Raw genomic sequence first — 11381 nt, forward strand, 5'->3', positions numbered from 1 at the left:
GCTCCCACAACTCCTCCGGCGAGGACACCCCACCCGGGAAACGGCACGCCATCCCCACGATCGCGATCGGTTCGCGCGCCGAGTCGGTGAGGGAACGGTTCTGCGCGCGCAGCCGTTCCGTCTCCTTCAATGAGGAACGCAGGGCCTCGATGAGCTTGGTGTCGTTCGCAGTCATTCTCGCCTCGTACTCTTCGCGCTACCGAAAAATGGGATCTACACGCTCGGGACGTTCTCGGTGATCGTTCGCATCACCGCTGGAGCGTGGGAGTTCAGGTAGAAGTGGCCACCTCGGAAGACCTGCATGTCGAAGGCACCGCTGGTGTGTTCCTTCCAGCGGATCGCCTCGTCCAGTGAGACATGCGGATCGTTGTCACCGACCAACGCGACGACGGGCGCGTCGATCTTGATCCCGGGTGGGCATCGGTAGGTCATGACGGCCGTATAGTCGCCACGCAGCGAGGGCAGGATCATGCTCACGACCTCCGGGTCGTCCAGCATGCGCAGGTCGGTTCCCCCGAGTCGCCGTACCTCGGCCAGGAGCGCCTGGTCGCCCTCTTTGTGCACCGTCTCGTCGCGGGTGCAGGAGGGCGCGCGCCGGCCCGACGCGAACAGCACCAGTGGTGAGACGCCGTGCGTCATCAGCCTTCTGGACACTTCGAACGCGACCACGGCGCCCATGCTGTGGCCGAAGAAGGCCATCGGCCGGTCGGCCAGCGGCACGATCTCTTCGGCGAGCCGGTCCGCGAGCGTCGCGATGTCGTCGATGCACGGTTCGTGGCGGCGTTCCTGCCTGCCCGGATACTGGACGGCCAGGACGTCCAGTCGTGAAGAGAGCTGTTTGGCGACGGGGTGGAAATACGAAGCCGAGCCACCCGCGTGCGGGAAGCAGACCAGGCGGGTGGCTGACGGCGGTGCGGTTTGGAACGACCGCAGCCACGTCGCGGTTTCGTTGATCACTTGTGCTCCTTCTCCTGGTTCACCGGGAGGACCATGAATTCGGCGCCTCGAAGGCTTCCGGCTCACTCCAGGAAGGGAGATGAGCGGGGACCTCGCCGTTCTGGGCCTGAATCGCGAAGGTGCACGACAGGGCCGCCATCACTGCGGCCACCTCTTCCTGGTCGGGCTCGCCGTGGACGAACCGGAACACGACCTCGTCGTCGCCGGCCATCACATCGGCAGGTTTCCGTGCTTGCGGTACGGGACCTTCGCGCTTTTCGCGCGGAGCATGGCGAGCGACCGGGCCAGGACCGCTCTGGTCTCGGCCGGATCGATCACGTCGTCCACCAGGCCGCGTTCCGCGGCGTAGTAGGCGTGCATGAGTTCCTGCCGGTACTCCTTGATCATCTTCGCGCGCATCGCCTCCGGGTCGTCGGCCGCGCTGATCTCCTTGCGGAACACGACGTTCGCCGCGCCCTCGGCGCCCATGACGGCGATCTCGTTCGTCGGCCAGGCGAATGACAGATCCGCGCCGATGGAACGGGAATCCATCACGATGTAGGCCCCGCCGTACGCCTTGCGCAGGATGACCTGGATGCGCGGGACGGTGGCGTTGCAGTACGCGTACAGCAGCTTCGCCCCGTGCCTGATGATGCCGGCGTGCTCCTGGTCCTTGCCGGGGAGGAAGCCCGGCACGTCGACCAGGGTGATCAGCGGGATGCTGAACGCATCGCAGAACTGAACGAATCGCGCCGCCTTCTCCGAGGCGTCGATGTCCAGCGCCCCGGCCATCGAGGAGGGCTGGTTGGCCACGATCCCCGCCACGTGGCCGTCGATCCTGGCCAGTGCGCAGATGACGTTGGTCGCCCACAGGGTGTGCACCTCGAAGAAGTCGCCGAGGTCGACGATCTCCCTGATGACTTCACGGATGTCGTACGACTGGTTGAGCTCGACGGGCACGATGTCGAGGAGCGCTTCGCAACGCCGGTCGGCCGGGTCGGTCGTCGGCAGGTCGGGCGGCGCCTCGCGGTTGTTGGCCGGCAGGAGCGACAGGAGGTAGCGGACCTCCTCGAGGCAGTCCGCCTCGTTGTCGTAGACGAATCCGGCGGCGCCCGAGAGCGTTCCGTGCACCCGGGCGCCGCCGAGCCCGTCATGGCTGATCTGCTCGCCGGTCACGGCCTCGACCACGCTCGGGCCGGTGATGTACATCTGCGAGATGCCGTCGACCATGAACGTGAAGTCGGTCAGCGCCGGAGAGTAGGTGGCGCCGCCGGCGCACGGGCCGAGCATCACGCTGATCTGGGGGATGACCCCGGAGGCCCGCACGTTGCGCTGGAAGATCCCGCCGTAGCCGGCCAGGGCGGTCACGCCCTCCTGGATCCTGGCACCGGCTCCGTCGCTGAGGCTGACGAGCGGCGCGCCCGTCGCCGCCGCGAGATCCATCAGCTTGTGGATCTTCTGGGCGTGCGCCTCGCCCAGCGAGCCGCCGAAGATCCGGAAGTCGTGGGCGTAGGCGAAGACCGTGCGTCCGTGCACGGTGCCCCAGCCGGTCACGACGCCGTCGGTGTACGGCCGCCGGTTCTCCATGCCGAAGCCGCTGGCTCGGTGCCTGCGCAGCTGCTCGATCTCGGTGAAGCTGCCGGGGTCGAAGAGCAGTGCCAGCCGCTCGTCGACGGTGAGCTTGCCTTTGGCCCGCTGCTGTTCCGTGGCGGACTGGACGTCACCGCTGCGCGCCTGATCCTTGATCATGCCGAGTTCGGCGACCCTCTCCCGCAGCGAAAGAGGGTCCAGGCCGCGTTCTGTGGTCAGAGTCACGTTGCGTATATCCTCTCGGCAAATAAGCAGGGATATTCGACAATGCGTCATTCGTTGCGTGAACGGATGCCCCGCCTCATTCACGCCTCATTCCAGCTCATGGCGCGCGGCGCAGCTACCGGGGTTCGCCCCTAAAGATCCGGCGGGGATCCCCCTACGAAATCCCCTGCGGCGGGCCGGGGAGAACAAGGGTCCGATGCGCGATGCCGGCCGGCGCGGGCTGCCTATGATCGGGGGCGTGACCCGTCCGCCGAGCCTGATGGCCATCAGCGATCTCCACGTTCGGCATCCGGACAACCGCCGGTTCGTCGAGGACCTGCGTCCCGGATCGAGTGACGACTGGCTGCTCGTGGCCGGGGACGTCGGCGAGTTCGTGGCCGACGTGGCCTGGGCGCTGCGCCTGCTGAGCGAGCGGTTCTCCACCGTGGTGTGGGTTCCGGGCAACCACGAGCTCTGGACCCCGGCCGACGATCCGGTGCAGCTGCGCGGCGAGGCACGTTACCGCCATCTGGTCGGGCTCTGCCGCGATCTGGGCGTGGTGACCCCCGAAGACCCCTATCCGGTCTGGGAGGGGAGCGGCGGGCCGGTGACGGTGGCGCCGCTGTTCCTCTTGTACGACTACACCTTCCGCCCGCCCGGCGCGTCGACCCGGAGGGCGGCGCTGAAGCGGGCCTACGACGCCGGCGTGGTCTGCACGGACGAGTTCCTCCTGCATCCGGACCCCTACCCGAGCCGCGAGGCGTGGTGCAGGGCCAGGGTCGGCGAGACGGCGGCACGGCTCGCCGCGCGCGACCGCGGCCTCGCCACCGTCCTGGTGAACCACTATCCGCTGGTCCGCGAGCCCACCCGGGTTCTGCGCCATCCCGAGTTCGCGCAGTGGTGCGGCACCGAGCTCACCGCCGACTGGCACATCAGGTACGGCGCCGCGGCCGTGGTCTACGGTCACCTGCACATTCCGCGCAGCACCGTCTACGACGGCGTGCGATTCGAAGAGGTCTCCGTCGGATACCCGCGCGAGTGGAAACCGCGAGCCGTCCGGCCCGCACCGCGCGCGATCCTGTCTGCTTAGTGGCCCCTAGGGTTACCCGGCTTCTCCGGTTCCGCCGACAATGATGTCGCTCGGCCGTATATGAGCCCGTGCTCCATGCGAGTCCTGCAGCACGTTAGGAGAAACCGTTGGACTTTGGCCTTTTCTATTTCGCTGACGAGGCAAGAGCAGGAACCGACCAGTACCGGCTGTTACTGGAAGGGGCCCGATTCGCCGACACCCACGGTTTCTCCGCGGTGTGGACGCCGGAGCGGCACTTCCATGAATTCGGCGGCCGTTACCCCAACCCCGCCGTCACCGGCGCGGCCATCGCGGCCGTGACCGAACACGTCGCGATCCGCGCGGGAAGCGTGGTGGCCCCGCTGCACCACCCGGCGCGCATCGCCGAGGAGTGGGCGGTCGTGGACAACCTGTCCGGCGGCCGCGCCGGCGTCTCCTTCGCCCCCGGCTGGCATCTGGGCGACTTCGCGCTCCGGCCGGAGAACTACGGCGACCGCAGGCAGGTGACGATCGACACGATCGACACCGTGCGGCGCCTGTGGCGGCAGGAGTCGGTGGAGCTGAGCGACGGAGCCGGTGAGCCGGTCAAGGTCCGGACCCATCCGGCCCCGGTCCAGCCGGAGCTGCCGGTCTGGCTCACCAGCTCGGGCAACCCCGAGACGTTCCGCCAGGCGGGCGAGCTCGGCGTCGGCGTCCTCACCCACCTGCTCGGCCAGAGCCTGGACGACCTGGTGCGCAAGGTCGCCGACTACCGCGAGCACTTCGCCGGGAACCACGGCGGCACCGGCCACGTCGTGCTGATGCTGCACACCTTCCTCGGCGAGGACCGGGCCCGCGTGCGCGAGGTGGTCCACCAGCCGTTCACCGACTACCTGCGCAGTTCGCTCGGGCTGGTCATGAAGGCGGCCGAGGACCTGATGCCCGGCCTGGACCCGGACGCGATGGATCCCGAGGACATCGAGTTCCTCCTCGAGGTCTCCTTCGACCGCTACTTCGACACCGGAGGGCTCTTCGGCACGGTCGACGACGGCATGGCCCTGCTCCGGTCCCTCGAGGAGGTCGGCGTCGACGAGATCGGCTGCCTCATCGACTTCGTCCCCGACACGGACGCCGTCCTGGAGAGCCTTCACCACCTCGACCGGCTCAAGCAGCGGTGGGAGGCGCGGTGAGTGATGATCGATAGTCTGAGGATGCGACGTGTGCTCGGCCACTATCCGACGGGGGTGGTCGTGATCGCCGCGATGTCGGACGGCGAGCCGTACGGTTTCACGGTCAACTCCTTCACCTCGGTCTCCCTCGACCCGCCGATCGTGGCCTTCTGCGCCGCCCGCACCTCGACCACGTGGCCGCGGATCAGGAACGCGGGCGCCTTCACCATCAGCCTGCTGGGCGCCGGCCAGGCCGCGGTGTGCCGATCGTTCGCGACCAAGGGCGCCGACCGCTTCTCCGGCGTCGGCTGGTCCGTGAAGGAGAACGGCCATCCGGCGATCGACGGCGCGCTGGCCTGGATCGACTGCGTCCTGGAGACGAGCCAGCCGGTGGGGGACCACGAGCTGATCCTGGCCAGAGTCATCTCGCTGGCCACGAACGACGGCGACGGGGACCCGCTGGTCTTCCATCGGGGAGGGCTGCACCGGGTGGGCGCCGACGTCCTGGCGACGCCCCGCGGGGCCCTCCAGGCGGTTCCGTGATCCGTGTTCCCTGCTCCGCGCAGGCCCAGGTCCCGGTCCGGACCTGGGCCTTCGCCTTGCGCCCCGGTCCCCGCCGGCGGCCGGCGCCGCGCGTTGCCGTCTCCGGAGCGCCGTCCCGTCAGAGGGCGGCCGGCCCCGCGGGGGTAGACGTGTCCCAGCGCGTGGCCGGGCGGCAGGACGCAGCGCCGATGAGCGCTCTCGTGCGGGCAGCGCAGGGCCGCCTCCCTGCGCGGCAGCACCGCCTGCGCGGCAGATCCGTGGCCACCGCCCGAGACGCCTCCGAGGACGCCGTACTGCCCGTCCGGCATTGAGTGCTCCCAACCAGGTGTCGGATCGGCCGTGGCCGCGGGCTCGAAATCCTACAGTTATATCCCCATAGGGCACATAACTACCTTTTGACGCTTCCATGCTGATCAATGTCAGGATCCGGGATCGTCCTCATCCGGAACCCCATAGCACCGTGATAGGGATCCTTTGCCAGATTCCCGGCGAACTCCTCGGCCAATATCGTGACGGCACCTCGCCTGACCACCCCCCACCGGCCGAGGAGGCCCGACAGAGATGTCAAGGATGTCAAGGATCCCCCGCTCCGCCCTCGCGTTCGCCCTCGGACTCGCCTTCGTCGCGATCGCTGCCCCCGCCCAGGCCGCTCCCGTCTCCGCCGCCCCCGTCGCCGAGACGGCCCGCACCGCGCAGGCCGCGGTCCGGGTCATCCGTTACGACGCGAGCCGGGCCGCCGAGTTCCGCTCCGTCGTCGACCAGGCGGCCCAGCTCTGGAACGGCACCGTGAGCAACGTCCGCCTCGTCGCGGGAAGCCCCGCCGACCTCGTCGTCCGGGCGGACAACGGCTGGCCGCGCGCCCAGCCCGTCGGCCTGGGGCGGGGCACCGTCTGGATGGGCCGGCAGGCCACGGGTCAGGGATACGACCCGCTGCGCATCGCCACCCACGAGATCGGCCACATCCTGGGCCTGCCCGACCGGCGCACCGGCCGGTGCACCGACCTGATGTCGGGATCGAGCGCGGGCACCGGATGCACCAACCCCTACCCGAGCACCGCCGAGAGGACGGCGGTCGACCGGAACTTCGCGGGCTTCGCTCCCCCGGCGGTGGAGTTCGGCGAGGTCTACGTCGACGCCCCCGCCGGCGCGACGCCGTAACCGCGCGCCCCTCCCGGCGTCCCGTCCGGGTCCTCCGGCGCACGGCGACGGCCCCGGCGGGGCGGGGGCCACCGGGACGCGGACGGGACACCGGGACGCGGACAGGGCACCAGGACGCGGACGGGACACCGGGTGTCCCCGGGCTTCCCCCGGGCGGAGGGGGACTGGGGACGCCCGGTGAGAACGGGCCGGTTCCCGGGCAGGAGGTGCTCGTGACCAAGACCCGTATCAGCGTCTCCTGCGACGCGGCCGCCGGCCCCGAGCGGGTGTTCGCCGTCCTGACCGACTGGCCCCGGCACGACGAGTGGATGGTCCTGACCCGCGCACGTGTCGCGGCCGGCGACGGGCGCAGCGCCGGAAGCAGGCTGGCGGCCTTCACCGGTTTGGGCCCGCTCGGCTTCCTGGACACCATGGAGATCACCCTGTGGGATCCGCCGTCGGCGGTCGGGGTCCGCCACACCGGACGGCTGGTGCGCGGCACCGGTGTCTTCCGGGTGCTGCCCCGCGAGGACGGCGGCAGCACGATCCTCTGGGAGGAGGAGCTCGATCTGCCGTTCGGCGCCGCCGGACGGCTCGGCTGGCCGCTGCTGCGCCCGCTGAACGAGGCGCTGTTCCGGCTCTCCCTGCGTCGCCTGGCCGAGCTCAGCTCACCGTGAGGACCGCCGCTCGTGGCCCGGCGACCCGGCGGCCCGGATCTCCCGGCCGGCGGGCGGGCGTTCCTCCCCGGAGCGTTCCTCCCTCGGAGCGGGTCCGCCGGTCAGCGGCCGGTGAGGTCGCGTCCCGAGTCGCGGGGGGCCGGTCCCGTCGGCTCGTCGTGGATGACCTCACCGTGGATGACGGGACCGGACCCGCCGGTCCGGCCGCGCGCCGCCTCGTCGAAGGAGGCGCCCATCGGGCCGAACGGCGTGCCGAAGGCGAGTCCGGGACCGCCGGTCCGCGCGGCCAGCGTGCGGACCCTGCGGGCGAAGAACCAGGTGCCGAGCCTGCGCATCAGCGGCCGGGTGAACGGCAGCACGAACAGGAACCCGGCGATGTCGGTGAGGAAGCCCGGAGTGAGCAGCAGCGTCCCGCCCGCGACGATCATGGCGCCGTCGGCGAGCTCCCGGTCGGGCATGCGCCCGCCCTGCAGCGCGGTCTGCAGGCTCTGCCAGGCCCTGCGGCCCTCGCGGCGGACGATCCAGGCGCCGAGGAGGCTGTCGGCCAGCAGCAGGGCAGCCGTCAGCGGGCCGCCGATGACCTGCCCCACCTGGATCAGCGCCCAGATCTCCAGGACCGGGACGACCAGGAAGGCCAGGAAGAGTAGAAGGCGCATCGTTTCCTCACTCATGCGGACGCCGTACGACAGTGACAACGTCTGCGGCGCCCTCCGCGTTCCTCGGCGTTCCCCGGCGTTCCCCGGCGCCTCCGTTCCCGGGAACGGGGAGCCGCGCCGCCCGCCCGCCCGCAGGCGAGAAGGGCGCCGATTATCCCGTTGAAAAGCCGCCGGGCGGATCGTACGCTGGCCGTACTCACTCCTGCCGGGCCCACCCGGCCGATCATGAGAAGGCGATGCCATGGTCACCGCCCGGTCACCCCGGGGCGGATGACGGTCAGGCCGTTCCATCGGCCGATGCGGTGCGTGCCGACACGCGCCCGTTCGTCGTGCCCCGGTCTCCCAGAGATCCTCTCGCCCGCGCGGCGCCGGTCGCCGCGCACCTGATCTGGAGCACACGGAATGTCGCACGACTCCTTGTCCGCGTGGTACGCGGACTTCTTCACCGAACTGCCCAACGCCTTCTGGCGCGCGGCCGTACCGCAGCAGGCAACCGCGGCCGAGGTCGACTTCGTCGCCCGCCTGAGCGGGCTGCGCCCCGGCGCCCGGGTGCTGGACGTGGCGTGCGGCAGCGGCCGGCACGCCCTCGAACTCGCCCGGCGCGGTTTCCGGGTCACCGGCCTTGACGTCTCGGCCGAGGCCATCGGGTACGCCCGCGGCGCCGCCGAGCGGGAAGGACTCGACGTCGACCTGCGCCTGGGCGACATGCGGGCCCTCCCCTCCGATGTCCGCGCCGATGCGGCGATCTGCATGGGCAACGCCTTCGGCTACCTGGAGCACGCCGGAACGCGGGAGTTCCTCGCGGGCCTCGCCGCTCTCGTCGTCCCCGGCGGCGCGCTGGTCCTGGACTACGGGTTCGTGGCCGAGTCGCTGCTGCCCGGCCTGGTCCTGGAGGAGCCGCCGATGACGCTCGGCGGGATCGAAGCCGTCTCGGTCAACGAGTACGACGCGGCCGGCAGCCGCTGGCTCACCTCGTTCACCTTCCGCCGGGGGACGCAGGAGCACCGCGGGACCTCCGTGCAGCACGTCTACACCGCGGCGGAGGTCGTCCGGCTCGTCACCGAGGCGGGCTTCACCGGCGTCGGATTGTACGGCGACGCCGACGGCGCACCGTTCCGGTTCGGCAGCCCCCGGCTGCTCCTGGTCGCACGACGGCCGTAGGCCGGCGGCCGGAGGTCCGGGAACGGCTCCGGACCTCCGGCCGCCGGGAACGCTCAGGTCGCCCGCGCGGCGAAGCGGCGCGCCACGAAGGCGACGAACGCCTCGACCAGCCGCATGGTCAGCACCTCGATCACGACGACGGCCGCCTTGGCGAGAAGGGATGACAGGAAGTCGCTCATGGGAACCCCCAGGGTCGGAGCCGCTCGAGACCGGGTCCGCGGGCCGCGTTCGCGGCCGGGTCCGCGGCGTGGGGCGGCCTGCGCGTGCTTTCTCATTCCTCCCGGTCGGGGGCGGGCGCCTCCGGCCCGGCGGTGTCGGTGATGCCGGTGGTGTCCTCCCGGCGCACGGCGGGCGCGCTCCGGCGCAGCAGCGACTCGGCCGCCGCCCCCCAGGACGGTCGCGGCGGCGGCGCCGCCGAGACCGATGGACCACCCGATGGGTCCCAGGGGCCGTGAACCGAAGAACCGGCTGACCCCCGGGGTCGAGACGACGCCGCACAGGACGGCGAGGGAGGCCAGCGCGGCGAGCACGACCACCGGGTCCCGCCCTCCTTTGGCGAGGGTCTGCAGCAACTGCGCCGCCACCAGGGCGACCAGCCCGATCGTGTCCGCCCGCCCGCGCGTCCCGGTCAGCCGGCCGGCCAGCCAGGCCGCCGACGCGGCGGCCGCGGTGGTGACGGCCCGCAGGTGGATGTCGCAGGTCAGGGAGGCGCCGAGCGAGTTCTCCGGCCCCTCGGCCAGCAGCCGCTCCGGACTCGCCGCGGCGGGAGGCCGTACGGCCACCACCATGGCGGGCAGCATGTCGGTCAGCAGATTGACCAGCAGCAGCTGCCGGGCGTTCAGCGCGCTGCGGCCGGTGAGCAGATTGGACCCGACCGTGAAGGCGATCTCTCCGATGTTGCCGCCGAGCAGGATGCTCAGCGAGTCGCGGACCGAGCTCCACATGGCCCTGCCCTCGATGATCGCGTCGACGATCGTCTCGATGCGGTCGTCGGTCACCACGACGTCCGCCGCCGTCCGGGCGGCGGGCGTGGCGCGGGAGCCGAGGGCGATCCCGACGTCGGCCGCGCGGATCGCGGGGGCGTCGTTGGCCCCGTCACCGGTGACCGCCACCGTCTCGCCGGCCTGGCGCAGGCAGGAGACGATCCGCGTCTTGTGCGCCGGGGTGGCGCGGGCGAACACCGCCACCTCGGGCAGCGCCTTCGTCAGGATCTCGTCGTCGACGTCGTCCATCTCGGGGCCGGTCATGACGCGCCGGCCGTTCAGCACGCCGAGCTCGGCGGCGATCGCCTCGGCGGTGCTCGGATGGTCTCCGGTGACCATGACGACCCGGACACCGGCCCGTACCAGGTGGCCGACGCTCTCGGCGGCGGCGGGCCGTACCGGGTCGGCCAGGCCCAGGAAGCCGAGGAAGCACAGCCCGCCGACGCGGGACCCGTCGAGGTCGCGCCGGCCGGAGGCGGGCCGCTGGGCACCGCGAGCACCCGGTGGCCCAGCCGGGCGAGCGCGTCGATCTCCCGATCCAGTTCCAGCCGGAGCTCCTCGTCCAGGGGGATGGTCCGTGCGCCCCGGAGGACCGTCGTGCACCGGTCGAGCACGATCTCCGGGGCGCCCTTGACGCTCAGCAGGTGCCCGGAGCCGCTCACGCCGAGCACCGCGTGGTAGCCGCGTTCCGGCTCGAAGGGCAGTTCGTCGATCCGGCGCCAGGCGGCCGCCCCTTCCTGCGGGGTCACTCCCAGCCGGTGGGCGCCGTCGACGACGGCGCGGTCCGTGGGATGGGCGATGATCCGGCCCTCGCCCGCCCGGGGACTCGCGCGCAGCGCCGCGGCGACGATCGGCCGCGGCCCGGCCGGCGGCTCCTCGACGGACTCGACGGACTCGACTGCGGGATATCGGGTCCGCCCGTCCGAGACGCAGCGCAGGCGGATGCGCCCCTCGGTGAGGGTCCCCGTCTTGTCGAAGCACAGCACGTTCACCCGGCCCAGCGCCTCGATCGTCGAGGGGTTGCGCACCAGCGCGGCGCGCTTCGACAGCCGCCGCGCGGCGGCCAGCTCCGCGACCGTGGCGATGAAGGGGAGCCCTTCGGGCACGGCCGCCACGGCCAGACTCACCGCGGGCGCGAGCCCCGCCGCCAGCGGGCGGCCGCGCAGCAGGTCGACGGCGAGCAGGGCCAGCCCGGAGCCGATGGAGAGCGGCAGGATCCTGCGGCCCAGTTCACGCAGCCGCAGCTCCACCCCGGTCGGCGGGCGCGGTCCCGCGGC

13 protein-coding genes are annotated in these 11381 nt (G+C 71.6%); 6 read left to right on the top strand and 7 right to left on the bottom strand.

Going from position 1 to position 11381, the window contains the following annotated elements; all coding sequences use genetic code 11:
• From ACWJ6R_RS19600 to ACWJ6R_RS19615, 4 genes are all read right to left on the bottom strand, one after another.
• The coding region (locus tag ACWJ6R_RS19600; protein WP_449063624.1) for a polyketide synthase docking domain-containing protein at window positions 1-175 on the bottom strand (175 nt) is incomplete at its 3' end.
• A gap of 38 nt (window positions 176-213) precedes the next feature.
• A complete protein-coding gene (locus ACWJ6R_RS19605; protein WP_449063615.1) occupies window positions 214-957 on the bottom strand; it encodes a thioesterase II family protein in 744 nt (247 codons plus the stop codon).
• Between the two features lie 19 nt (window positions 958-976).
• Window positions 977-1168 carry an acyl-CoA carboxylase subunit epsilon gene (locus ACWJ6R_RS19610; RefSeq protein ID WP_449063616.1) on the bottom strand — a complete coding sequence of 64 codons (192 nt, stop codon included), beginning with the start codon at window positions 1166-1168 and terminating at the stop codon, window positions 977-979.
• A complete protein-coding gene (locus ACWJ6R_RS19615; RefSeq protein ID WP_449063625.1) occupies window positions 1168-2685 on the bottom strand; it encodes an acyl-CoA carboxylase subunit beta in 1518 nt (505 codons plus the stop codon). Before ACWJ6R_RS19615 ends, ACWJ6R_RS19610 begins: the two co-directional genes overlap by 1 nt.
• A 325-nt stretch (window positions 2686-3010) precedes the next feature.
• Here ACWJ6R_RS19615 and ACWJ6R_RS19620 point away from each other — a divergent pair, with 325 nt between their 5' ends.
• The 5 genes from ACWJ6R_RS19620 to ACWJ6R_RS19640 all read left to right on the top strand — a co-directional run bounded on the left by ACWJ6R_RS19620 (window position 3011) and on the right by ACWJ6R_RS19640 (window position 7304).
• On the top strand, window positions 3011-3820 hold the full coding sequence (locus tag ACWJ6R_RS19620; protein WP_449063626.1) for a metallophosphoesterase family protein: 810 nt from the start codon (window positions 3011-3013) through the stop codon (window positions 3818-3820).
• A 107-nt stretch (window positions 3821-3927) separates the two neighbouring features.
• Complete coding sequence (locus ACWJ6R_RS19625) at window positions 3928-4968, top strand: LLM class flavin-dependent oxidoreductase (protein WP_449063617.1); 1041 nt, start codon at window positions 3928-3930, stop codon at window positions 4966-4968.
• Window positions 4969-4989: 21 nt separating this feature from the next.
• Entirely contained in the window at window positions 4990-5490 is a 501-nt protein-coding gene (locus ACWJ6R_RS19630; RefSeq protein WP_449063618.1) for a flavin reductase family protein, read from the top strand.
• 561 nt (window positions 5491-6051) lie between these two features.
• On the top strand, window positions 6052-6648 hold the full coding sequence (locus ACWJ6R_RS19635; RefSeq protein ID WP_449063619.1) for a snapalysin family zinc-dependent metalloprotease: 597 nt from the start codon (window positions 6052-6054) through the stop codon (window positions 6646-6648).
• A gap of 212 nt (window positions 6649-6860) precedes the next feature.
• A complete protein-coding gene (locus ACWJ6R_RS19640; RefSeq protein ID WP_449063620.1) occupies window positions 6861-7304 on the top strand; it encodes an SRPBCC family protein in 444 nt (147 codons plus the stop codon).
• A gap of 101 nt (window positions 7305-7405) precedes the next feature.
• Here the strand turns inward: ACWJ6R_RS19640 and ACWJ6R_RS19645 are convergent, their stop codons facing one another.
• Window positions 7406-7975 carry an FxsA family protein gene (locus ACWJ6R_RS19645; protein WP_449063621.1) on the bottom strand — a complete coding sequence of 190 codons (570 nt, stop codon included), beginning with the start codon at window positions 7973-7975 and terminating at the stop codon, window positions 7406-7408.
• Between the two features lie 387 nt (window positions 7976-8362).
• Here ACWJ6R_RS19645 and ACWJ6R_RS19650 point away from each other — a divergent pair, with 387 nt between their 5' ends.
• Window positions 8363-9121, top strand: coding sequence for an SAM-dependent methyltransferase (locus ACWJ6R_RS19650; RefSeq protein ID WP_449063622.1), 759 nt, complete (start codon window positions 8363-8365; stop codon window positions 9119-9121).
• Window positions 9122-9174: 53 nt separating this feature from the next.
• Here ACWJ6R_RS19650 and ACWJ6R_RS19655 read toward each other — a convergent pair whose 3' ends face one another.
• Entirely contained in the window at window positions 9175-10470 is a 1296-nt protein-coding gene (locus ACWJ6R_RS19655; RefSeq protein WP_449063627.1) for an HAD-IC family P-type ATPase, read from the bottom strand.
• Window positions 10383-11381 (bottom strand): P-type ATPase (locus tag ACWJ6R_RS19660; RefSeq protein WP_449063623.1); only part of this gene is annotated, 999 nt, incomplete at its 5' end. The genes ACWJ6R_RS19660 and ACWJ6R_RS19655, both read right to left, overlap by 88 nt.

Source organism: Planomonospora algeriensis (genome assembly GCF_977012225.1).

Bases quoted from the DNA above. Each gene is read 5' to 3' on its own strand.
- ACWJ6R_RS19650 (WP_449063622.1), top strand. From the start codon at position 8,363: ATGTCGCACGACTCCTTGTCCGCGTGGTACGCGGACTTCTTCACCGAA.
- ACWJ6R_RS19645 (WP_449063621.1), bottom strand. From the start codon at position 7,975: ATGAGTGAGGAAACGATGCGCCTTCTACTCTTCCTGGCCTTCCTGGTC.
- ACWJ6R_RS19620 (WP_449063626.1), top strand. From the start codon at position 3,011: ATGGCCATCAGCGATCTCCACGTTCGGCATCCGGACAACCGCCGGTTC.
- ACWJ6R_RS19630 (WP_449063618.1), top strand. From the start codon at position 4,990: ATGCGACGTGTGCTCGGCCACTATCCGACGGGGGTGGTCGTGATCGCC.
- ACWJ6R_RS19610 (WP_449063616.1), bottom strand. From the start codon at position 1,168: ATGGCCGGCGACGACGAGGTCGTGTTCCGGTTCGTCCACGGCGAGCCC.
- ACWJ6R_RS19635 (WP_449063619.1), top strand. From the start codon at position 6,052: ATGTCAAGGATGTCAAGGATCCCCCGCTCCGCCCTCGCGTTCGCCCTC.
- ACWJ6R_RS19615 (WP_449063625.1), bottom strand. From the start codon at position 2,685: ATGATCAAGGATCAGGCGCGCAGCGGTGACGTCCAGTCCGCCACGGAA.